The 20,044-nt window shown below is 69.9% G+C and carries 23 protein-coding genes and 1 riboswitch; of the genes, 10 read left to right on the forward strand and 13 right to left on the reverse strand.

All coding sequences use genetic code 11. The features are described from left to right. Window positions 1-7 precede the first annotated feature (7 nt). The 3 genes from ACIA8R_RS09525 to ngcE are packed head-to-tail and all read right to left on the reverse strand — an operon-like array spanning window position 8 to window position 3,232. A complete protein-coding gene (locus tag ACIA8R_RS09525; RefSeq protein ID WP_357699179.1) occupies window positions 8-862 on the reverse strand; it encodes a carbohydrate ABC transporter permease in 855 nt (284 codons plus the stop codon). Further along, complete coding sequence (locus ACIA8R_RS09530) at window positions 862-1,779, reverse strand: sugar ABC transporter permease (RefSeq protein ID WP_357699177.1); 918 nt, start codon at window positions 1,777-1,779, stop codon at window positions 862-864. The genes ACIA8R_RS09525 and ACIA8R_RS09530 overlap by 1 nt, the downstream gene beginning before the upstream one ends. A 4-nt stretch (window positions 1,780-1,783) precedes the next feature. After that, window positions 1,784-3,232 carry an N-acetylglucosamine/diacetylchitobiose ABC transporter substrate-binding protein gene (gene ngcE, locus ACIA8R_RS09535; RefSeq protein ID WP_397037606.1) on the reverse strand — a complete coding sequence of 483 codons (1,449 nt, stop codon included), beginning with the start codon at window positions 3,230-3,232 and terminating at the stop codon, window positions 1,784-1,786. Window positions 3,233-3,386: 154 nt separating this feature from the next. On the opposite strand from ngcE, the gene ACIA8R_RS09540 reads away from it, so the two are divergent. Continuing rightward, the gene (locus ACIA8R_RS09540) at window positions 3,387-4,622 is read left to right on the forward strand and encodes an alkyl sulfatase dimerization domain-containing protein (protein ID WP_364084653.1); all 1,236 of its coding nucleotides are present in this window, start codon (window positions 3,387-3,389) and stop codon (window positions 4,620-4,622) included. Between the two features lie 36 nt (window positions 4,623-4,658). Here the strand turns inward: ACIA8R_RS09540 and ACIA8R_RS09545 are convergent, their stop codons facing one another. After that, window positions 4,659-5,570, reverse strand: coding sequence for a hypothetical protein (locus ACIA8R_RS09545; protein ID WP_397037608.1), 912 nt, complete (start codon window positions 5,568-5,570; stop codon window positions 4,659-4,661). After that, entirely contained in the window at window positions 5,567-6,109 is a 543-nt protein-coding gene (locus tag ACIA8R_RS09550) for a sigma-70 family RNA polymerase sigma factor (protein WP_364084659.1), read from the reverse strand. The genes ACIA8R_RS09545 and ACIA8R_RS09550 overlap by 4 nt, the downstream gene beginning before the upstream one ends. 92 nt (window positions 6,110-6,201) lie before the next feature. Here ACIA8R_RS09550 and ACIA8R_RS09555 point away from each other — a divergent pair, with 92 nt between their 5' ends. Continuing rightward, the gene (locus tag ACIA8R_RS09555; RefSeq protein ID WP_397037610.1) at window positions 6,202-6,642 is read left to right on the forward strand and encodes an NUDIX hydrolase; all 441 of its coding nucleotides are present in this window, start codon (window positions 6,202-6,204) and stop codon (window positions 6,640-6,642) included. Window positions 6,643-6,651: 9 nt separating this feature from the next. Here ACIA8R_RS09555 and ACIA8R_RS09560 read toward each other — a convergent pair whose 3' ends face one another. The 4 genes from ACIA8R_RS09560 to ACIA8R_RS09575 form a co-directional block, all read right to left on the reverse strand. After that, a complete protein-coding gene (locus ACIA8R_RS09560) occupies window positions 6,652-6,990 on the reverse strand; it encodes a hypothetical protein (RefSeq protein ID WP_364084665.1) in 339 nt (112 codons plus the stop codon). Between the two features lie 206 nt (window positions 6,991-7,196). Next, window positions 7,197-8,117 carry a hypothetical protein gene (locus ACIA8R_RS09565; protein ID WP_397037612.1) on the reverse strand — a complete coding sequence of 307 codons (921 nt, stop codon included), beginning with the start codon at window positions 8,115-8,117 and terminating at the stop codon, window positions 7,197-7,199. A gap of 404 nt (window positions 8,118-8,521) precedes the next feature. Then, window positions 8,522-9,736, reverse strand: coding sequence for an aminotransferase class III-fold pyridoxal phosphate-dependent enzyme (locus ACIA8R_RS09570; protein WP_357699163.1), 1,215 nt, complete (start codon window positions 9,734-9,736; stop codon window positions 8,522-8,524). After that, window positions 9,733-10,653: a carbohydrate kinase family protein gene (locus tag ACIA8R_RS09575; RefSeq protein ID WP_357699161.1), complete on the reverse strand. Its 921-nt coding sequence runs from the start codon at window positions 10,651-10,653 to the stop codon at window positions 9,733-9,735. Before ACIA8R_RS09575 ends, ACIA8R_RS09570 begins: the two co-directional genes overlap by 4 nt. 70 nt (window positions 10,654-10,723) lie before the next feature. On the opposite strand from ACIA8R_RS09575, the gene ACIA8R_RS09580 reads away from it, so the two are divergent. Together ACIA8R_RS09580 and ACIA8R_RS09585 are read left to right on the forward strand one after the other, a co-directional pair. Beyond that, window positions 10,724-11,308, forward strand: coding sequence for a TetR/AcrR family transcriptional regulator (locus ACIA8R_RS09580; RefSeq protein ID WP_364084675.1), 585 nt, complete (start codon window positions 10,724-10,726; stop codon window positions 11,306-11,308). Window positions 11,309-11,369: 61 nt separating this feature from the next. Beyond that, on the forward strand, window positions 11,370-12,008 hold the full coding sequence (locus ACIA8R_RS09585; protein WP_397037614.1) for a class II aldolase/adducin family protein: 639 nt from the start codon (window positions 11,370-11,372) through the stop codon (window positions 12,006-12,008). Between the two features lie 23 nt (window positions 12,009-12,031). Here the strand turns inward: ACIA8R_RS09585 and ACIA8R_RS09590 are convergent, their stop codons facing one another. Next, window positions 12,032-13,600, reverse strand: a complete 1,569-nt coding sequence (locus ACIA8R_RS09590) for a DUF885 domain-containing protein (protein ID WP_397037616.1) — start codon at window positions 13,598-13,600, stop codon at window positions 12,032-12,034. 23 nt (window positions 13,601-13,623) lie between these two features. Here ACIA8R_RS09590 and ACIA8R_RS09595 point away from each other — a divergent pair, with 23 nt between their 5' ends. Next, entirely contained in the window at window positions 13,624-14,841 is a 1,218-nt protein-coding gene (locus ACIA8R_RS09595; RefSeq protein WP_357699153.1) for a DUF4032 domain-containing protein, read from the forward strand. Here the strand turns inward: ACIA8R_RS09595 and ACIA8R_RS09600 are convergent. Beyond that, the gene (locus ACIA8R_RS09600) at window positions 14,835-15,437 is read right to left on the reverse strand and encodes an NAD(P)H-binding protein (RefSeq protein WP_364084685.1); all 603 of its coding nucleotides are present in this window, start codon (window positions 15,435-15,437) and stop codon (window positions 14,835-14,837) included. The two genes, ACIA8R_RS09595 and ACIA8R_RS09600, sit on opposite strands and share 7 nt — an antisense overlap. Window positions 15,438-15,491: 54 nt before the next feature. Here ACIA8R_RS09600 and ACIA8R_RS09605 point away from each other — a divergent pair, with 54 nt between their 5' ends. The 5 genes from ACIA8R_RS09605 (at window position 15,492) to ACIA8R_RS09625 (ending at window position 17,992) form a co-directional block, all read left to right on the forward strand. Continuing rightward, entirely contained in the window at window positions 15,492-15,842 is a 351-nt protein-coding gene (locus ACIA8R_RS09605; RefSeq protein WP_357699149.1) for a helix-turn-helix domain-containing protein, read from the forward strand. Between the two features lie 137 nt (window positions 15,843-15,979). After that, window positions 15,980-16,354 carry a roadblock/LC7 domain-containing protein gene (locus ACIA8R_RS09610; protein ID WP_357699147.1) on the forward strand — a complete coding sequence of 125 codons (375 nt, stop codon included), beginning with the start codon at window positions 15,980-15,982 and terminating at the stop codon, window positions 16,352-16,354. Window positions 16,355-16,357: 3 nt separating this feature from the next. Then, the gene (locus ACIA8R_RS09615) at window positions 16,358-17,191 is read left to right on the forward strand and encodes a hypothetical protein (protein ID WP_397037619.1); all 834 of its coding nucleotides are present in this window, start codon (window positions 16,358-16,360) and stop codon (window positions 17,189-17,191) included. 32 nt (window positions 17,192-17,223) lie between these two features. After that, a complete protein-coding gene (locus ACIA8R_RS09620; protein WP_357699143.1) occupies window positions 17,224-17,595 on the forward strand; it encodes a roadblock/LC7 domain-containing protein in 372 nt (123 codons plus the stop codon). Window positions 17,596-17,620: 25 nt separating this feature from the next. Beyond that, a complete protein-coding gene (locus ACIA8R_RS09625; RefSeq protein ID WP_352352019.1) occupies window positions 17,621-17,992 on the forward strand; it encodes a hypothetical protein in 372 nt (123 codons plus the stop codon). A 9-nt stretch (window positions 17,993-18,001) separates the two neighbouring features. Here ACIA8R_RS09625 and ACIA8R_RS09630 read toward each other — a convergent pair whose 3' ends face one another. Together ACIA8R_RS09630 and ACIA8R_RS09635 are read right to left on the reverse strand one after the other, a co-directional pair. Continuing rightward, window positions 18,002-18,883 (reverse strand): alpha/beta fold hydrolase, encoded by an 882-nt coding sequence (locus tag ACIA8R_RS09630; RefSeq protein WP_397037622.1) that lies wholly within the window; start codon window positions 18,881-18,883, stop codon window positions 18,002-18,004. 54 nt (window positions 18,884-18,937) lie between these two features. Then, on the reverse strand, window positions 18,938-19,651 hold the full coding sequence (locus ACIA8R_RS09635; protein ID WP_397037624.1) for a hypothetical protein: 714 nt from the start codon (window positions 19,649-19,651) through the stop codon (window positions 18,938-18,940). 176 nt (window positions 19,652-19,827) lie between these two features. Continuing rightward, window positions 19,828-19,962, reverse strand: a riboswitch (cyclic di-AMP (ydaO/yuaA leader). Window positions 19,963-20,044 lie beyond the last annotated feature (82 nt).

Genomic DNA, 20,044 nt, shown 5'->3' on the forward strand with positions numbered 1-20,044 from the left:
GCGAATCTCACTTCAGCGCGCCCGAGCTCAACCCGGACTGGATCTGCCGCTGGAAGATGATGTAGATGACCATCACCGGCAGGATGGTCATGCTCAGCGCGGCGAACAGGCCCGGCCAGTCCGCCTCGTAGCCGGCCCTGGTGGAGATCCTGGCGATGCCGAGCGTGAGCGGCCACTTCTCCGGCGCGCCGCCCATGAGCGCCAGCGGCAGCAGGTACTGGTTCCACTGCCCCAGGACGTTGAAGATCGTGATGCTGACCAGGCCAGGCTTGGCCATCGGGACCATGATCTGGAAGAACGTCCGGGTGTGCGAGGCGCCGTCGATCAGGGCCGCCTCGGCGACCGCCTCGGGCAGCGTGCGGAAGAACGCGGCCAGGAAGAAGATCGTGAAGGGCAGCGAGTACGCGATGTAGACGATGATCAGGCCGATGTGCGAGTCGAGCAGCCCGAACTGCTTGACGACGAAGAACAGCGGCCCGAGCGCCAGGAAGATGGGGAAGGCGAGCCCGGCGACGAAGTAGTAGTAGATCAGCTTGCCGCCGACGAAGCTGTAGCGGCCCAGCACGTACGCCGCCATCGAGCCGAACAACATCGTGCCCGCCGTGCCGAAGAACACGACGATGACCGTGTTGAGCATGTACTGCCCGACGTGCGCCTTGTCCCAGGCCCGCCCCCAGGCGTCCAGCCGCAGCGCCCCGGGGAGCTGGAGCGGGTCGCCGAAGATCTCGGTGTTGGTCTTGAACGAGGCCAGGAACGTCCACAGCAGCGGCAGGATGATCAGCAGGGCCCAGACGGCCAGGGCCACGTGCGAGAGCCCGCTCAGCACGCCGGGCCGCGGCCTGCCCGCTCCACGCGAAGCCATCAGAGCTCAACCCTTTCACGCCTGGTCGTACGGAGCGTCAGCACGGCGAACGTCACTGTCAGGAAGAACAGCACGACGCCCATCGCCGAGGCGTAGCCGACCTTGTGGTAGTCGAAGGCGGTCTTGTAGATGGTGATGGGCAGGATGGTGGTGGCCCCGTCCGGCTCGCCCCGGTCGCCCGCCAGCACCTGGATCAGCGCGAAGCCGTCGAAGGCGGCGATCCCCAGGTAGATCCAGCCGACCTGGAGGGTGTCGCGCAGCAGCGGCAGCGTGATGGAGAAGAACAGCCGCATCCGGCCGGCGCCGTCGATGGAGGCGGCCTCGAAGTAGTCCTTAGGGATGGCGGCCATGCCCGCGGAGAACAGCACCACGTAGAAGCCGACCGCCTGCCAGACCATCACCGCGATGATCGACCAGAGCGCCAGGCCCGGCTCGGTGAGCCAGCCGATCGGCTCGGAGAGCCCGAGCCTGGCCAGCGTGCCGTTGATCACGCCGTCCTCGTCGGGACGGTAGATGGCCTGGAACAGCACGCCGACCACGGCCACGGCGAGAACCTGGGGGAAGAAGAACACCACCCGGTAGAAATTCGACCCCCAGACCCCGCGCATTCCCGCGCCGCGGGTGCCGCCGCCGAGATTCAGCAGGAACGACAGGAACAGCGCGATGACGATCGTCAGGAGCGGCAACACCAGCAGGAGAATTCCGTGATTGCGCAGGGCCTGCCAGAAATTGTCGTCGTCGAACAACCGGCCGAAATTGTCCAGCCCCACGAATCGGACGACCGAGCTGACGCCGTTCCAGCTCGTCAGGGAGAGCTGGAACGCCTGTACATATGGGCTGATCACGAAGACCGTGTAAAGCGTGACCGGGACGGCCAGGAACCCGATGACGAATCCGTACTTGCGCAACCGCTCCATGTGCTCAGGCGCTCCGCGTCTGCTTGGTGATGGAGTCGTCCTTCTTGACGTCGTCGGCCTTCTTCTGCATGCGCGCGCAGAATTCGTCAGGGGTGATGCGGCCGGACATCAGGACGTTGGTCTGCTCCCAGCCGTAGTCGAACAGCTCCTTGTACCAGCCCTCGAAGCGGGCGTCGGTGATGATGTTCTCGCCGGCCGCGTCCTGCGCCTTGGAGGCGCTGACCAGGCCGGGCGGGAACTCGGAGCTGTCGGCGGCGCCGGTCACCACCGTGAGGTTGCTGGTCTTCTTGGTGAAGCCCGCCGCGCCCTCCTTCGACAACATGATCCGCAGGTACTCCAGGCCGCCCTGCGGGTTCTTGCCCTTCGCCGCGACGACGAAGTTCTCGCCCACGCCGACCTGGATCGCGCCGTACGGCATCTTGTCGGAGGCGGTGACGTCGGGGATGGGGGCCAGGGCGTACTCGAAGTCGAGCGGGATGTCCTTGGTCATCTCGTTCTCCAGCCAGGAGCCGCACGGGTAGAACAGCACCTTGTTCTGAAGCTGCTTGACCTGGGTCTGGGTGTGGTCGAGGCCCAGGTACGCCTTGTCGCCGTACTTCTGCTGGATGTCCAGCCACGCGGTGACCGCCTGCTTGACCGCCTCGCTCGTCCAGGCGTTGTCGACGAGGTTGTCGATGTCGATGATGACCTGGTTGCCACCGATCTTGGCGGCCGTGTACAGGACGTTCCAGAGCTGGTAGTACGGGCCCTTCTTGCCGGGGTAGGCGAAGAGCGCGATGCCCTCCTTCTTGGCCGCCTCGCCGAGCGCCGTGAACTCGGCCCAGGTCTTCGGCACGCTCCAGCCCTTGGCGGCGAACAGCTTGGCGTTGTACCACAGCGCCCGGTGGGACACGGTGTAGTTGAGCACCAGGTCCTTGCCGTCGAGCTTGCCGTTCTGCAGCACGAGCGGCGTGATCGTGTCGCGGACCTTCTTGGACGGGTCGTCGAAGGAGGGCGCGTCGTAGAGCGGGGTCAGGTCGGCCAGGTGGCCCTCGGTGGCCAGCGCGGCCAGGTCGAGCGCCTCGGGGCCGGAGTTGTTGATCACGTCGGGCATGTCGTTGCCGACGATGCGCGGCCGGAGCTGGGTGCCGATCTGCTGGGTGGCGGTGTGCTTGATCGTGACGCCGGCGTGGGCCGTCTTGTACAGCTCCTCGTGCAGGTCCTTGGCGTAGGAGTCGCCGTAGCCGCCGCTGAAGATGACCACTTCGAGCGGCTTCTTGACGTCGACGCCGAAGGGGTTCTTGGGGTCCGCCGACGCCGCGATCGACGTGGAGGGCGCCGCCGTGGGCTGGTCACCGCCACCGCCGCTGGTCGCGCAGGCGCTCAGCAGGCTCGCGCCGGGCCCGGCCACGAGCGCGGTCATGCCGATACGGCGGAGCAGCTGACGCCGAGTGATCTCGCCCGGGTGGGTCATGGGGGCTCCCGAAGAGGATTCAGTTAGGAAAGTTTCCTAAACGTTTGCCCGAACGTACGAACGCCCGCCGACACGCGTCAAGAGGGCGCAATCGAGACGTGACCTTGCCGTGATCCCTTGCCTAGAACGACGTTCTAAAAGCAAGGTTGGTCACATGATTATCGAGTACGCGGACCGGGTGTGGCGCGGCGAGTCTGACGACAGCATCGTGGACACCGGCATGGAGGGCAAGGGCGTCCAGACCGTGACGGAGGGTGTCGGCTGGTGGTCGGGGTTCGGCAACGCGATCGCCTTCGAGACCGAGGGCGAGCTGCTGCTCTTCGACACCGGCGGACCATGGGCCGCCGCCCGCCTGCACGAGGACGTACGCCGCTGGTCCCGGGCGCCGCTGACCACCGCGTTCTACTCCCACGGGCATGTGGATCACGTCTTCGGCACCGGGCCGTTCGAGGAGTCGGGCCCTCGGGCCACCGTCTACGCGCATCAGGCGGTGGTCGATCGGTTCGACCGGTACGTGCTGACAAATGGTTACAACACGGTGATCAACCAGCGGCAGTTCCAGAACACCCGCCTCCGCTGGCCCACCGACTACCGGCGGCCCGACGTCACCTACACCGACGCGCTGACCGTACGGCGCGGCGGGCTGACCTTCGACCTGCTGCACGCCAAGGGCGAGACCGACGACGCCACCATCGGCTACGTGCGCGAACACCGGCTGCTGCTGCCCGGCGACCTGTTCATCTGGGTGACGCCCAACTGCGGAAACCCCCAGAAGGTGCAGCGATACCCGCGCGAGTGGGTGCACGCGCTGCGCCTGATGGCGGCCCTCGACGCCGAGATCATGCTGCCCAGCCACGGCGCCCCGATCTTCGGCGCCGACCGGGTGCGGCGGGCGTTGCTGGAGACGGCCGAATGGCTGGAGTCGATCATCACGCAGACGCTCGACCTGCTCAACGCGGGCGCCCGGCTCGACGAGATCGTGCATGCGGTGAAGCCGTCCGAGCATTATTCCGACCGTCCTTATCTGCGGGCGCGTTATGACGAGCCGGAATTCGTCGTACGCAATCTCTGGCGCCTTTACGGCGGCTGGTACGACGGCAATCCGGCCAATCTCAAACCGGCTCCCGACGCGGTTCTGGCCAAATCCGTGGCGGAACTTGCGGGCGGGGCGCAAGCGCTCGCCGACGCGGCGGCCAAGGCCCTTTCCGAGGGGGACGAACGGCTCGCCGGACATCTCGCGGAAATGGCCGCCCTGGCGGCTCCTGACGATGCGGGTGTGCACCGGGTCAGGGCCCAGGTTTTCGCCGCCCGGGCGGCCGGTGAACAGTCACTGATGGCAAAGGGCATTTTCACCTGGGCGGCCACGGAGTCGTCGGACCGGGCCGGTTAGCGGAAGCGCCACGACGTCGGGCCGCTCAGCGACGGGTCACTCGTTCTCGATCCACCAGGGGCTCGGCATCGGAGCGGGCCGCGACCTGGGCAGGGAGTCCCGGGGGACCTCGGGTCCCGCCTTCACGTTCAGCTGGACGGTGTCCGACGCGATCAGCATCACTCTGTCGGCCGTCCAGTCGTCCTTGACGTACTGGGCGTCGACGCCGTACCCCCTGCCGGTGCCGTCGGCCTTCATCCACATCACCACGTACTCGATCTTCAGCCCCCGCCGCGCCAGCTCGGCCCGGATCTCCCCGACGCTCTTGCCGCGTACCTCCAGCCCGTCCGGAACCGGTTCCGGGACTCCCGGCGGGGCAATGACGGCGTACCGCTCGCCCGGCGCGGCCGGACGGCCGATCCCGAAGACGATCCTGCCCTTGTAGCCGGTGGGCATGGAGACCGTGCCGCACCAGACCGACGCGCAGGTCCCGGCTTTTGTGACGATCACGCCGGTGCCCGGCGGGAAGCTCCCGGGGGTGGCGGGGCCGAACAGCATGCCCGCGTACTGAGAGGCGACCGGGATCTTGCGTACCTGCGCGTCCAGGCCGACGGCCTTGAACGCCTCGGCGAAGGCGGCCGAGTCGGCCTCGGGGTCGGTGATGGCGACGTCGATGAAGTCGTCACCGGTCTTGAGGGTGACGGCGGCGTTGGCGTACTCGGTGGCCGGGCCGGCGATCGGCAGCGTGACGGCGAGCACGGCGGCCAGCCCGGCGGCCACGGCCCCCAGCACGAACGTCCTGCGCAGCGCCCGGCGGCGCGCCCTCCGGACGGGCACGCGCTCCTCGGGCACGCGCTCCTCCGACATGATCGACCGCATGAGCGCCCGCGCCCCCGCGCCGGACGCCTGCCCCACGGGCTCCCCCGCGAGCTCCTCGTCGCCCACGCGGGCGAGATCGGCGATGTTCACAATGAGCTCCCTTCCAGGGCCACGGCGTGCGGGTGCTCGAACCCGGCCTCGGTCAAACGGCGGGCGAAGCGCCGGCGGGCTCGATAGAGCCGGACCCGCACGGCGTTGCGCGTTATGCCCAATGTCGTTGCGATCTGGCCGGTGTCCAGCTTCTCCCAGCCGACCAGGGTGAGCAGTTCGCGGTCGTCGTCGGAGAGCAGGCGGAACGCCCGGGCCAGCGGCGACAGGTCCTCGGCGGACGGCCCGGCGACCACGGGCGCGGCGGCCAGTTCCGCGCGCAACGCCTCGGTACGCCGCTCGTGGCGGCGCTCACCCCGCCGGTGGTTGGCCAGCACCTTCCTGGCCACGCCGTACAGCCAGAGCCGGGCCTCCTCCCCGCGCGGCACCTCCTCGATGCGCCGCCACGCGATCACGAACGTCTCGGCCACGACGTCGGCCGCGTCGTCGGGGTCGGGACATCGGCGTAACGCGTAGCCGAGCAGGGGTCTGTAGGAGGACGCATAGATCTCCTCGAACCGGCTCTCGGGATCGGCTCCCATCCGGTCTCCTTACGTGAGTGTCAACAACACTCACCCCATGTCCGGATTTTTGGCAGCATTACAGCTCTTTGCGGGAGGAGTCGGTTTTGACGGTGGATCGCATCGTAGGCGTGGGTGTCCTGCTCACGGACCCGGACGGGCGCGTGCTGCTCGGCGAGCGGGTGAAGGCGGGCGAGCCCCTGTCGTGGTGCCTGCCCGGCGGGGCGGTGGAACCGGGCGAGACCTTCGAGACGGCGGCCGTCCGCGAACTGGCCGAGGAGACCGGCATCCGCGACGCCGGCCCGCCGGTCGTCACCGCCGTGGCCCTGGACCACCCGGAGGGAGCCGTACGGGTGACGGCGGCGGTCACCATGCTGCGGGGCGCCGACGCTCCGCAGGTGACCGAGCCACACGTCTTCCGCTCATGGCAGTGGTTCGCCTTGGACCGGTTGCCGTCCCCGCTGTTCCCGGCGACCGCCCTCGTGCTGGCCGTCCCGGCTTCCGGCTCCCGCGACGGGCTCTACCGGATCACGCCGCCCGCCGCCCGGCCGTGATCCCGCTCGTCAGGAGAAGACCTCCTGGAGAGATCGTCCGGCGTTAGCGCGCACGGTCCAGGCCACGAGGTGGTCGACCTCGGCGCAGGCGTCGATCCGCTCACGGACGTCGTCAGGCACCTCGACCCCACGCTCGGCCAACAGACACTTGAGCACACACTTCATGCCCGCCAGCCGGGCATGAAGCCTGTACTCCTCCTTGTAGTTCTCGCCGCACCCCTCCTCGTAGCCCGCCATGAAGGCCAGCAGGCCGAGCAACCAGTCGGGCGCCTGGAGCCCCGTCCTGGAGCGCTGGTTCCACGCTTCGCGAACGGAAGGGCGGTAGACCGGCCAATTGATGGACGTCATGCTCTCCTCTCAAACGCCGAATCCCCGCGAGCGGGGTCGAACCGGCAGCTGATCACGTGTTCTCAGCCCACCTCCGGGATGTCCGGCATGGCGCCACGCCCTGGCAATCCGTCATCCCGGACGCAGTCAGAGATCTGCCGCTGAACCAGCAGGTGGATCGATCAGAACCTGGAGCGGGTGTACCTGGGCACCCGCTGCCAAGGGCGTCAGCCGTCCGAATCGTCGAACAGGTCACGGGCGGACTGAACACTGCTCGCGCGAACAGTCCAGTGCATGAGCAGGTCGACGTCCGTACAGGCATCGATGCGCGCGCGGACGTCCTGGGGGACATCGATTCCACGCGCGTCCAGCAGGTACAGCACGATTCTCCGTGCGGTCTCGTGACTGCCCGCTGTGTGGCCCACTGCGTGCCCCCGGCCGAAGTGTTGGTGGGCGAAGCGGCTGTGGAGCGGCCATTCGGTGGACGCCATGATCTCCTCCAAGATGTCTTTGACTTCGGGCGCGGACATGCTGCAAGCGTATTCACTGTACTTCGGAGCGTGATCGCCGCCGGTCGCCACCAGCGCCGTCGCGAACGCCTCGATGACCTTCCGCTCACGTCCGTGGATCATGACGGACATGACCGCGAGTTCCAGGTGGGCGGCGGCCTCTTGCGGGTCGGTGATGGCCGGTACGTCGTCGGGGCCCAGCACGTACGCCTGGAGGCGGTAGCCGGTGAGCCCGGTGTCGATCGGCTGGGAGTAGTAGGCGGCGGCTCTCCGGTCGGGACAGACGACCAGGACTGTCACGTCGCAGCGCAGCATCAGCCACTGCGCGGCGGCGTAACGGGCCAGTTGCCGGGGGTCTTTGGACTTGTCCTGCTGGATCTCCACGATGATGGCGTGCGCGGGACTCTGGGGAGGGCCGAGCACGATGCCGAGGTCTGGTTCGATGTCGTCGGAGGGCCTGGTGTTGAACAGGCGGTCCTCCTGCCGGACCAGCGAGGTGGAGGGTAGGTCGACGCCCATGAGGTCACGCAGGATCTCCACCGCCACTTGAGGCCGGTCGGCGAACATCTGTCTGAGAGCGTCATGTCGGGGGGACGGCATGACACTTATTGTCACATGGTGAGCGCGTAGCGTGACCATCACTCAAGAGGAGCGGGCGTCCGGGGCTGCGAGCTGGATGCAGGCGCTACCGCGGGTGGTGGTCGGCCGGGAAAGCATGACGACGAGAGGGCTCGAACGACGGCCGGAGCACCTGAGGGGCCAGAGGGCCGTTCGCGGCAGCGCTCCTCAGGCTCGCGTCCGGTAACCGGGAAGCGCCGTTCGAGGTGAGGTTCTTACGCGCCCACCCGGCAGCCGGCCAACGGGCGGCCCAAAGGCGCCCTCCGGGGTGGGTCCCGCACGCCCACCCGGTAACCAGGCAAGCGGTGGGCGAACCAGAGGCGCTGAAGGCGCCGTCCGGGGTGGGGTTCCGTGCGCCCACCCGGTACCCAGGGGTAACGGGTGGGCGGGGCAAGGGTGCCGGAGTGGCGTCCGGGCGCGGGGAGTCAGGCGAAGTGGGTGCGGGTTTCGGTGAAGGCTTGGTCGGTGGCTTCCAGGGCTCGGGCCACGTCCTCCTCCGTGTGGGCCGCCGACATGAACCAGTTGTGCCAGGGGTGCAGGTACACCCCGTGCCGGAGGCAGGCGTCGCTCCAGTACAGGGCCGTGGACAGGTCGGCGTCGCCGTCGAAGCTGAGCCACGGGATGGTCACCGGGCCGGTCTGGTTCACGACGAACCCGTGGGACTTGGCCTGGGCGTACAGGCCCTCCCTGAGCTGGGTGCCGGCGCGTTCCATGGCGGCGATGCCGTCCGTGTCGCGCAGGGTCTCGATGGTGGCCTTGGCCGCGGCCATCGCCACCGCCGAGAACCAGAACGAGCCGGTCGTGTAGAGGGTCTGCGCGGCGCCGCGCAGGGCGTCGGTGCCGGTGACGGCGGCGATCGGGTAGCCGTTGGCCATGGCCTTGGACCAGGCGGTCAGGTCCGGACGGACCCCGTACGGCTCCCACGACCCCCGCAGGTCGATGCGGAACCCGGCCCGCACGTCGTCGATCACCAGGGCCGCCCCGAGGCGGTCGGCCAGGGCGCGGGCGCCGCGCGCGAACGCGGGCTCGACCAGCTCCTGGTCCTCGAAGGAGTCGTGCTTGAAGGGGGTGCAGATGATCGCCGCGACGTCGCCCTCGACGGTGGCGGCGGCGGCCTCCAGGGACTCCAGCGAGTTGTAGGAGAACTCGACCAGGTCCGCGCGCTCGTTCGGGGTGGTGCCGGCGGTCGAGGGCGTGCACCAGGGGTCGGCGCCGTGGTACGCGCCGTGCGCCATCAGCACCTTCGTCCGCCCGGTGGCGGCGCGGGCGACCATGAGCGCCTGGGTGGTGGCGTCGGTGCCGTTCTTGGAGAACATCGCCCAGTCGGCGCTCGGCACGGTGTCGACCAGCAGCTCGGCCAGCTCGACCATGATCGGTCCGGGGCCGTTGAGGCAGTCGCCGAGCGCGAGCTGCCGGGCGGCGGCCTCCTCCACGCGAGGGTGCCGGTGCCCGAGCACGACCGGGCCCCAGCTGCACATGAGGTCGATGTACTCGCGCCCGTCCACGTCCCATTGGCGGCAGCCCTCGCCGCGCTGGAAGAACTGGGGGTAGCCGGGGGCGAAGATGGCCGCGTTGAGGTGCCCGTACATGCCGCCGGGGACGACCTTCAGCGCGCGCTCGCGGAGTTCGGCGTCTGTCATGCGAGAGTCCTTAGGGTGGAGTCGAGGTCGGTGAGGCCCGCGTCGGAGCCGAGGCCGGTGGCCACGCGGGCCGCTGCTGCGGTGCCCCAGCGGGCGGCCTCCAGCACGTCGCGGCCGTGCAGGAGCCCGGTCAGGAAACCGGCGCAGTACGCGTCCCCGCACCCGGTCGTGTCGGCGACCTCCGTCTTCAGCGCCGGCACCCGCTCGGGACCGCCGTCGGAGGTCAGCACGAGGCTGCCGGCCGCGCCGAGGGTGACGAGCACGCCCTTCGGGCCGTCGGCGAGCAGGGTCGCGGCGGCGGTGTCCACGTCGGCGTCGCCGGTCATGAGCAGGGCCTGCGACTCGTTGGGCAGCACGTAGTCCACGTGGGGCAGGAACGCGCGGGCCATCGCCAGCAGGTCGGGCAGCTCCGACAGCAGGTCCATCGTGACGATCGTGCCCGCGGCCCGCACCTCGTCGAGGAGGGCGAAGAAGGCGGGGTCGCCCAGGCCGAAGGTGACGTCCATGCCGCCCAGGTGGATGGCCCGCGCGCGGCGCAGCACGTCGGGGTCCAGGTCGGCAAGGGTGACGCCGAGGTTGGCGCCGGGCACGTGGAAGCTGGGCCGGCCGCCGTCGGGGCGGATGGGCAGGATCGAGGCGGCGGTCTGTTCGCCGGCCCTGCGGACCAGGCGGGTGGCGTCCACGCCGCGCTTGGCGAGGACGGCCTGCAGGAAGTCGCCGAGCTCGTCGTCCCCGATCGCGCCCATGGTGATCACGTCGTTGCCGAGTTTGACCAGGTCGACGGCGGTTCCGGCGGCGGCGCCGGCGGCCGTGAGGCGGATCTGCTCGACGAGTACGGTGTCCTGGCCCTCGGGGATGTGCTCGACGGGCCTGGCGAGGATGTCGACGATGTGCACGCCGACAGTGGCGACGGTCATGGTCTAAATAGACAGACGTCCGAATAAAAAGTCAATATGGTGGGAGTCGCCGCGACAAGAGGGGGATCCGATGCCGAAGATCGTCGATCACGATGAGCGCAGGGCCGAGGTCCTGTCGGCGGCCCGCAGGGTGATCGTCAGGGATGGCATCGACGCCGCCACCACCAGGGCCATCGCCAAGGAGGCCGGTTACTCCAACGGGGTGCTCGCGCACTACTTCGCCGACAAGGACGAGATCCTGCTGTCGGCGCTGCGCCAGTCGCACCAGCGCATCAGGGCGCGGCTGACGCGCAAGGTCGAGGGCGTCACCGGCCTGGCGGCCCTGCGCGAGCTGCTGCTGGACAACCTCCCGCTGGACGCCGAACGCACCGAGGAGAGCCGCCTGGAGGTCAGCTTCTGGAGCCGCAGCCTGGCCTCCGAACGGCTGGCCGAGGTCCAGACCGCCGAGGCCGACGAGCTGCGCGCCGCCGTACGGGAGCTGCTCGGCCAGGCCCGCGCGGCCGGCGAGCTGCGCGCGGACGGCAGCCTCGACGACCTCGCCGAACACCTGCTCGCCCTGGTCGACGGCCTGAGCCTGCACCTGCTCCTCTACCCGGGCCGGCTCACCCGCGTCGACCTCGAACGCCTCATGCTCCAGGCCCTCGACCGCCTCTGAGGCGAAAGCACCCAAAAACGTCGCTGGAAGTATTTCGGACGACCGACTACTCTGCCGTCGCATGAGCCTCCGCGAGCAGTTGTGCGAGTACGGCAGGCGCGCCGTCGAGCTGGGCCTGGTCATCGGCACCTCGGGCAACCTGAGCGTGCGCCGGGGCGACCAGGTGGCGGTCACCCCGTCCGGTGTGGCGCTCGACCGGCTGACCCCGGAGGCGTGCCCGATCGTGGACATGGAGGGCCACCTGGTCGAGGGCGAGCTGCAGCCGTCGTCGGAGACCCCCATGCACCTGGCCGTCTACCAGGCGACGGGCACTCAGGCGATCGTTCACACGCATTCGGTGTTCGGGACGGTCGTGGCCACGACGATGACGGAGCTGCCGCCGGTCCACTACAACGCGCTGCTGCTGGGCGGCGTGGTCAAGGTGGCCGAGTACGCCACGTACGGCACGCCGGAACTGGCCGCCAACGTGCGGGCGGCGCTGGAGGGCAGGCAGGCGGCCCTGATGGCCAACCACGGCGGGGTGACCATCGGGGCGACGATGGAGCAGGCGTTCGAGGCCACCCGCCTGCTGGAGTGGCTGTGCGAGGTCTACGTGCGCGGGCTCGCCGTGGGCAGGCCCGCGGTCCTGACCGACGAGCAGCTCGCCGCCGTCGTGGAGCGCGCGGCCAACCCACCGGTGTTCCCGCGCCGCCCGAGCTAGCCCCGGGAGCGCGAGCGGGCCGGTCAGACCAGCGCGGCCTGTTCGGCCAGGCCCAGGGGCAGGCCGCCGGACCCGGCGATCCGGTCGTGGAACTCGCGCAGCGACCCCGTGAACGACTCGCGGATGCGGTCGATCTCGATGGCCCCCGTCAGGTACGACGGCGCCTGCGTCGGCCAGGCGCAGTAGCGGTTCACCTCGCCCCGGGCGGTGCCGGGCGACAGCGACGCCTTGGTGGCCATGAACGTCTCGGCCTCCTCGATCGACATGTCCTCGCAGTGCAGCGCGGTGTCCACGATGATCCTGGCGGCGCGGAAGAGGCGGAAGTCCAGGTGGGCCAGCTCGGTGGCGGGGGTGTCGAAGTAGCCCTGCTCGTGCAGCACCTTCTCGACGTACAGGGCCCAGCCCTCGGTGAAGTACGGCGTCCTGAAGACCTTGCGGACCGTACGCGGGTTGTCCGCCATGTACGACAGGTGCCAGTGGTGGCCGGGGTAGGCCTCGTGCACGGCGATCGAGGGCATCTGGGCGCGCGCGTTTGTCCGCAGGCGCTGGCGTACCTGCTCCTGGGTGAAGTCGTCAGGGGTGAAGGGGACGAAGAAGATGCCCCTGCGCGAGCTGCTGAGCGGCGGCGGCGACAGGTAGTGGGCGACGTACAGCACCGGGCGGGCGTACTCGGCCGACGGCAGGACCTCGCACTCCTCCCCCTCGGCGAAGGTGACGAGCCCGCGCTCGCGGACGAACTCACGGGCCCGCCGGGTCTCGGCCTCGTACTCGGACCGCATGGCCTCCAGGGTGGGCGGGTGGTCGTCCATGAGGGACTCCATCGCGGCCCGCCAGTCCTCGGTGCCGTTGAGGCCGAGGGCGACCCGGCGCATCCGGGCGTCCAGGTCGCTCCAGGCGGCCCTGCCCTTGGCGTGCAGCTCGGCGGCGCCGTAGGTGAGCATCTCGCGCTCGCGCAGCAGGGTGGAGTAGAGCTTCTCCCCCATCCGCCAGGTGCCGCCGCACTGGAAGCCTTCGAGGAAGGCGACCAGCGCGTCGAACGCGTCGGCGGCGGGCTCGGCGGCCTTGGCCAGCCGGGCGCGCAGGGCCTCGTCGGCGACCATCGCGGGGAGCGTGCGGGTGAGGAAGTTGCGGCCGGTACGGGCCTGGCCGAGCCCCCGCGTGACCAGCAGCGGCGCGGCGAGGTCGGGGGCCAGGTTGGCCTGGCAGGCGGCCAGCACGCCGGGCACCTCGGCCAGGCGCGAGACGGCGGCGGCGACGAGCTCGGCCTCCGGCTTGAGCCGCTGCTGGAAGGCGTTGAACAACGATCCGAAGACGGCCGAGAGGTAGAGGCCCGGGTTGCGCCGCCACTCGGGCCAGGATTCGAGCGCGACCGAGCCCCTCAGCTGGGACAGGACCAGGTCTCTGTCGATGGCGTCGTCCAGCGAGTCGGCCGGGGACTTGGAGAGGCGTTCGATCCAGCGGATCTCCTCCCGGGCGCGGTTCTCCCAGGCGGAGGCGGTGAAATCGCCGAGGGTGTGGTCGTAGCCGTCGGCTCCCAATTGGCTGGCGACGACGGGACGGTCGGAAAAGTACCAGTTGAGAAACTCGTCCACCTACGCACCATATCCTGACGTTCATGCCCCTGCAGATCACTGGCGCGCTAGGCGACCCCGACCTCATCCGGCTCCCCTGGGACGTCCCGCTGGCCGACTGGCCCAAGCATCATCTGGTCGATCTGCCGCGCGGCATCTCCCGCCACGTCGTACGGTTCGCCCGGCTCTCCGGCAAGGTCTACGCGATCAAGGAGATCAGCGAGCGGTACGCCAGGCGGGAGTACCAGCTCCTGTGGGACCTGGCCCGGCTGGACGCCCCGGCCGTGGAGCCCGTGGCGTACGTGACCGGCCGCGACGACGACCTGGACGCCGCGCTGATCACCCGCCACCTGCAGTTCTCGCTCCCCTACCGCGCCGTGATGTCGGGCACCCTGCGCCCCGACACGCTCACCCGCCTGCTCGACGCGCTGGCCGTGCTGCTGGTGCGCCTGCACCTGAACGGCTTCTACTGGGGCGACTGCTCGCTGTCCAACACGCTGTTCCGCCGGGACGCCGGCGCCTTCGCGGCCTACCTGGTGGACGCCGAGACCGGCGAGATGCACCCGATGATCAGCGAGGGCCAGCGGCTGACCGACATCGACGTCGCCCACACCAACATCTTCGGCGAGATGCTCGACCTGGAGGCCGGCGGGCTGCTGCACCCGTCGATCGACCCCATGGAGACCGCGGAGGACATCGTCACCCGCTACCACCGCCTGTGGGCCGAGATCACCGACAGCGAGATCATCGACGAGGTCGACTGGCACCGCGTGGAGCAGCGCATCCGCCGCCTGAACCTGCTCGGCTTCGACGTGGCCGAGATGATGGTGCGGCGCAAGGTCGGCACCGGCCGGCTGATCGTGCGGCCGAAGGTGGTGGACGCCGGCCACCACCAGCGCCGGCTGATCAGGCTGACCGGGCTCGACGTGGAGGAGAACCAGGCGCGGCGGCTGCTCAACGACCTGGACGGCTACCGGGTCGCCAAGGGCCTGCGCCACGAGGACGAGGCCATCGTGGCGCACCGCTGGCTCGCCGAGGTCTTCCACCCCACGGTCGACGACATCCCCGCGGAGCTGCGCGGCAAGCTGGAGCCCGCGCAGCTCTTCCACGAGATCCTCGACCACCGCTGGTACCTGTCGGAGACGGCGGGCGGCGACGTCGGGCTGGCCACGGCGGTGAAGTCGTACGTGGACAACGTGCTGGTGCACAAGCCCGACGAGAAGGCGCTGCTGCCCGACGACCAGGACGAGGACGATCAGTAGGCGACGGTGATGCGGGTGCGCGGGTGGGCGTTCTCCGCCAGTTCGTCGGCGATCGCCACCGCGTAGTCCTCGGCCGTGATGAAGCTGCGGCCGTCGGCGTCGCTGAGCAGGTCGTCGTGGCCGATCCGGTAGACCCCGGTGCGCTCGCCCGGCGCGATCTCGGCGGCGGGTGAGACGTAGGTCCAGTTCAGGTCGGTCACCTCGCGGTAGAGCCCGAGCACCGCCCGCGCGGCCCTGGCCTCCTTCTTGTAGATCTCCGGGAAGCCGGGCGTGTCGACGAGGTCGAGGCCGGGGCCGGCCTTGAGGCTGCCCGCGCCGCCCACGACCACCACGCGGCTCACCCCGGCGGTCCGCAGGCCGTCGATGAGCGCGCGGTTGGCGGCCAGGAACGGCGGCTCGGGCTCGGTGCCGTCGCGCGGCGGAGCGATGGCGCAGACGACGGCGTCGTAGCCCTCGGCGAGCGTGGCGGCGTCGTGGACGTCGCCCTTGACGGGACCGCGGCGGCTGACACCGGTGACGTCGTGGCCGCGGCCGGTGAGTTCGGTGACGATGCGCTGGCCGATCATGCCGGTCGCGCCGAACACGAGGATCTTCATGAGAAGCACAGTATCCAATGGATACTGGTTACTTCATCGTGCTATAAGTACCTTATGGATACCGGTGATGCCTTCGACCCGAACTGCCCGACCCGGCTGGTCCTCGACCGGATCGGCGACAAGTGGTCGGTGCTGGTGCTGCTCAGCCTCAGCGACGGGCCGATGCGCTTCACCGTGCTGCGGGGGCGGATCGGCGGGGTGACGCCGAAGGTCCTCACGCAGACGCTGCGGGCCATGGAGCTGGACGGGCTGATCACCCGCGAGGTCTTCGCCGAGGTGCCGCCGCGGGTGGAGTACGCGCTGACCGACCTCGGACGCTCGCTGCACACGCCGATCTCGGTGGTGGCGCGGTGGGCCGAGGAGAACGTTTCCGAAATCATCCGCCATCGTGAAAAAGTCTCGTGAATTGATCTTATTTCCGCACGAGTGATGCTTTTCTTCGCCCTGGCCGTATAAAACCGTATCTCCCGGTAAAACGCGTCCCTTCTGATCTCTTGTGGCCCCCTACGCTTTCCCCGTCCCACGACGGAGGGAGGCTCGCGATGCTGGGAGTGGACACGTGCCTGGCGGAGGTCATGTCGATACCGGGCGCGCTCGACGCCATGCTGGTCGACGGCACCAGCGGCATGGCGGTCGCCTTCAGCAGCGCGTCCGGCGTGGACGCCGACAGGTCCGCCGCCGCACTGACCGAGGCGCTGCGCGCCACCACCGACGGGCTGACCCGGACGTGTCCCGGCGAGATCGTGCGCATCGACGACATGCTCGTCACCACCGACCGGGGGCACCACCTGCTCCGGCTGCTGGAGACGGTCTTCGAGGGGCCGCTGGTCATCTACGTCCGCCTCGACCTGGAGCGCTCGAACCTGGCCCTGGCCCGTTACCGCCTGCGGGCCATCTCCGACCTGCTGACCACCTGAGCCATGGCCGCGCTCGACTCGCTCCTGTCCGGACTCGCCCGCGAACGCGCGACGGGCGCCCTCCGCCTGGGCAGGAACGGCACGATCTACCTGTCGGGAGGGCGCGTGACGTACATGGAGTGCGCCCAGGCGCCGGGCGTCGAGCGGCTGTTCGCGGCCCGGGGGCGGATGTCGGAGTCGGCCCTGCGCGCCCTCCAGGCCGACGGCGGCCGCGCCCGGCTGCTCCAGGAGGGCCCGGTCACCCTGGCCGAGCTCCAGTACGCCGTGCTCGGCGTGGTCCAGGACGCCGCCTTCTTCCTGCTGCCGGTGACCGGCGTGCGGCCGAAGTTCCGGCCCGGGGAGGAACACTGGCTGGGCGGGCAGTGGTTCTTCGACGTCCCGGAGCTGGTGCGCGAATCCGCCCGCCGCCGCGAGCAGCTCGCCGGCATCTGGCCCTCCGCCGACGTGGACACCCAGCCCGTACGGCCGATCCCGCGCCTTCCCGGGCACGGGGTGACGCTCAGCCAGGTGCAGTGGGAGGTCGTCGTACGGGCCGACCAGAAGGCCACCCCGCTGGAGCTGGCCCGGCAGCTCGGCCGGTCGGGCTACTCGGTGCTGCTGGCCGTCAGGAAGCTGGCCGCCGCCGGCCTGCTCGTCCCGCCGGACCCGGTACGGCCCGCGCAGCCCCGGCGCCACCCCGACGACGGGGAGGCGCTGCCCAAGCGGGTGCCGAGCCCGGTGGCCGTCCCCGCCGGCGACGGGCGGACGGGGACGGCCGCCGGGCCGGTGCCGACGGGCGACCCGACCGATCTGACGCTGCTGCGGCGGCTGAAGAAGGCGCTGGAGGAGATGCCGTGAGGTTCCCCTCACGACGCAGGAGGAGGCCACCCGTGGAGCTACGGCAAGAGGTCCTGGCGGAGATGGAGCTCCTGCGCGGACGCACCCCGGACGTCACCGGCAGCGTCGCCTGCACCGTGGACGGCCTGCGGATCGCCGGCGACCTCGACGGCGACACCGGCGAACAGGTGGCGGCGCTGTCGGCGGCGCTGCTCGCGATGAGCAGCCGGATGCTGACCATGGCGGGCCGCGGGACGTTCGAGGAGACCCTCGTGTCCGGCACCGCCGGGTTCGTGGCCCTCTACGCCGCGGGCCCCACGATCGTCCTCACGGTCCTGGCGGGACCCGGCGCCAACGTCGGGCTCCTGCGGCTGGAGGGCAGGAAGACGGCGGCCTCCGTGGCCGCCGTGGCACGCAAGCACTGACCATCCCACCGAAGCGGAGGAAAGCATGGCAGGCATGGACGTCTCCCTCAAGGAGATGATGAGCATCGACGGCACGATCGGAGCGGCGATCGTCGACCACGGCAGCGGCATGGCGCTCGGCACGCTCGGCGGCTCGAAGGAGCTGGACCTCCAGGTCGCGGCGGCGGGCAACACCGAGGTCATCAAGGCCAAACTGCGCACGATGGACTCGCTGGGCCTCAAGGACGGCATCGAGGACATCCTCATCACGCTGACCGCGCAGTACCACATCATCCGCCCGCTCACCGGCCGCAGCGGCAAGGGCCTGTTCCTCTACCTCGCCCTCGACCGCAACCGGGCCAACCTGGCCCTGGCCCGGCACATGCTCAAGGTCATCGAGGAGAAGCTGGAGCTCTGACCGGCCCGTTCACGGCTCCGTGGCGACCTCCGGGCGTACGGCGGCCGCGGAGCCGGTGTGGGCGCTGATCTCGGCGATGATCTCGGGCCAGAGGGGGCGGGGCAGGTCGTGGCCCATGCCGGGGTAGGTGACCAGGCGGGCGCCCGGGATGGCGGCGGCGGTGGCCCGGCCGCCGGCGATCGGGACGAGCTGGTCGTCCTCGCCGTGGATGACCAGCGCGGGCGCCCTCAGCCCGCCCAGCGCCGCCGTACGGTCGCCGGAGGCCATGATGGCGGCCAGCTGGCGGGCCGTGCCGGCCGGGTCGTGGCAGCGGTCGAAGGCCAGCCCGGCCAGCCTGCCGACGCGTTCGCGGTCCAGCTCGTAGCCGGGCGACCCGATGACGGACCAGGTCGCCAGGGCACCGGCGACGACCGACTCGCGATCGGCCGCGGGCTTGGCGAACAGCACCGCGGCGGCCGCCTCGGTCGGCGGGGCCGCCTGGGGGCTGGGCGTGGACATGATCGAGGTCAGGCTCAGCACGCGCGCGGGATGCCGGATGGCCAGCGCCTGGGCGACCATCCCGCCCATCGAGGCGCCGACGACGTGCGCGGCGGGCAGGCCCAGGACGTCCATGAGCCCGGCGCTGTCGTCGGCCAGGTCGTCCAGCACGTACGGCGAGGGCGCTCCCCATGGGGGAACGCCCTCGCCGTGGAGGTGCGTGGACAGGCCCGCGTCGCGGTTGTCGAACCTGACGACGTGGTGCCCCCGCTCGGCCAGGAGTTCGCAGAACTCGTCGTCCCAGTGGATGAGCTGGGCGCCGAGTCCCATGATGAGCAGCAGGGGCCTGCCCGCGGGTGAGCCGAAGCTCTCGTAGGCGATCTCGATGCCGTTGGCGGCTGCGCGCTGGATCACAGCGACCAGAATGTCATTCTGGTCGTCCGGCGTAAAGGCCGGAATGTCCGTGGGTCAGTCGTTGAGGAGCTTGCGCAGGCGCTCGCCGCCGAGCACCACGCCGCCACCGGCCAGGACCAGCACGCCGGCCATGACGGTGCCGCCCATCGCGACGGTCTTCCCGACGTTGCCCTGACCGCCGGCGGAGGTTGCCCCGTCGTCGGCGGGCGCCTCGGCCAGGACCTTGGGGGGCTCGGCCGGGTTGGCGTCGTACCTGCTCCAGGCGCCGCTGGAGAAGGCCACGGGGTAGTTCTTCTTGCCCTTGCCGTCGCCCCACTTGGTGATGACGTAATCGATCTTGATGTGGCCCTGGCCGCCGTTGCCGTCCACGCCGAGGGTGTCGGAGTTGAAGGTGCCGCCGGTCAGCTCGGCGAAGGTCTTGGCGTCGAGGTCGAGCATGACGCCGCGGTTGGAGGGCTCGCCCGGGCCGCGGTCGCCCACGAAGAACGGCATCTTCTTGCCGTTGTAGGTCACGTAACCCTCGGTCATGAGGGGCCAGCTGGGGCTGGCGGCCAGGCCCTTCTGCATGGGCTTGCCGCTGGCGGGAAGACCGGTGTCGCCGGCGCGGCCGGAGGAGTCGTCCCAGAAGTACGAAGCCTTGGTGGATCCTTTGAGCAGGATCTTCTGGTCGTCGCCGGTGTCGGCGTGGGCGCCGGTGGCGGAGATCGTCAGCGCGCCCATGGCGGACACGGACAACAGGGCGAGAGAGCGCAGGCCAAATCGAGACATGAAGCAGTGAAGTCCTTCGCGAGGGGACAGGGGGAACGCGCGTGACTACGGTGCGTAACCGGGCAGAGCGCCGAAAGGGTGGTTACGCGGCGCGTGGGGGAAAGTCAGGGAAGAGACCGCTCAGCAGGCGGTCGTCACTACACTGTCCGGGGGTACGACGAGGTGGTACATGCGTGAAGTCCTCTCCATCTCGCCTACCGGGTTAGCTGACGGGTTCGGGCGTGGAGATGCCCTACCGGCACAGGGCCGGATTCACCCCAATGAGATGGGTCCCCGGTTCCCGACAAGTCGGGATTCGGCGCCAGCTGTCGCCCCTCTCCTGGTAGGGACTACGCCACCAGCTGGTAATTGGTTAAGACGGTACCCAGAGATTCGGACAAATACAAACGAATC

This window comes from Nonomuraea sp. NPDC051191, assembly GCF_044455665.1.
GTDB lineage: Bacteria > Actinomycetota > Actinomycetes > Streptosporangiales > Streptosporangiaceae > Nonomuraea.

Excerpts from the sequence above, each read along its gene's own strand:
- ACIA8R_RS09610 (WP_357699147.1), top strand. The coding sequence starts at position 15,980 with ATGCTGGGAGTGGACACGTGCCTGGCGGAGGTCATGTCGATACCGGGC.
- ACIA8R_RS09580 (WP_364084675.1), top strand. The coding sequence starts at position 10,724 with ATGCCGAAGATCGTCGATCACGATGAGCGCAGGGCCGAGGTCCTGTCG.
- ACIA8R_RS09525 (WP_357699179.1), bottom strand. The coding sequence starts at position 862 with ATGGCTTCGCGTGGAGCGGGCAGGCCGCGGCCCGGCGTGCTGAGCGGG.
- ACIA8R_RS09585 (WP_397037614.1), top strand. The coding sequence starts at position 11,370 with ATGAGCCTCCGCGAGCAGTTGTGCGAGTACGGCAGGCGCGCCGTCGAG.
- ACIA8R_RS09625 (WP_352352019.1), top strand. The coding sequence starts at position 17,621 with ATGGCAGGCATGGACGTCTCCCTCAAGGAGATGATGAGCATCGACGGC.
- ACIA8R_RS09565 (WP_397037612.1), bottom strand. The coding sequence starts at position 8,117 with ATGGTCACGCTACGCGCTCACCATGTGACAATAAGTGTCATGCCGTCC.
- ngcE (WP_397037606.1), bottom strand. The coding sequence starts at position 3,232 with ATGACCCACCCGGGCGAGATCACTCGGCGTCAGCTGCTCCGCCGTATC.
- ACIA8R_RS09550 (WP_364084659.1), bottom strand. The coding sequence starts at position 6,109 with ATGGGAGCCGATCCCGAGAGCCGGTTCGAGGAGATCTATGCGTCCTCC.
- ACIA8R_RS09575 (WP_357699161.1), bottom strand. The coding sequence starts at position 10,653 with ATGACCGTCGCCACTGTCGGCGTGCACATCGTCGACATCCTCGCCAGG.
- ACIA8R_RS09600 (WP_364084685.1), bottom strand. The coding sequence starts at position 15,437 with ATGAAGATCCTCGTGTTCGGCGCGACCGGCATGATCGGCCAGCGCATC.
- ACIA8R_RS09595 (WP_357699153.1), top strand. The coding sequence starts at position 13,624 with ATGCCCCTGCAGATCACTGGCGCGCTAGGCGACCCCGACCTCATCCGG.
- ACIA8R_RS09540 (WP_364084653.1), top strand. The coding sequence starts at position 3,387 with ATGATTATCGAGTACGCGGACCGGGTGTGGCGCGGCGAGTCTGACGAC.
- ACIA8R_RS09560 (WP_364084665.1), bottom strand. The coding sequence starts at position 6,990 with ATGACGTCCATCAATTGGCCGGTCTACCGCCCTTCCGTTCGCGAAGCG.
- ACIA8R_RS09530 (WP_357699177.1), bottom strand. The coding sequence starts at position 1,779 with ATGGAGCGGTTGCGCAAGTACGGATTCGTCATCGGGTTCCTGGCCGTC.
- ACIA8R_RS09570 (WP_357699163.1), bottom strand. The coding sequence starts at position 9,736 with ATGACAGACGCCGAACTCCGCGAGCGCGCGCTGAAGGTCGTCCCCGGC.
- ACIA8R_RS09635 (WP_397037624.1), bottom strand. The coding sequence starts at position 19,651 with ATGTCTCGATTTGGCCTGCGCTCTCTCGCCCTGTTGTCCGTGTCCGCC.
- ACIA8R_RS09605 (WP_357699149.1), top strand. The coding sequence starts at position 15,492 with ATGGATACCGGTGATGCCTTCGACCCGAACTGCCCGACCCGGCTGGTC.
- ACIA8R_RS09615 (WP_397037619.1), top strand. The coding sequence starts at position 16,358 with ATGGCCGCGCTCGACTCGCTCCTGTCCGGACTCGCCCGCGAACGCGCG.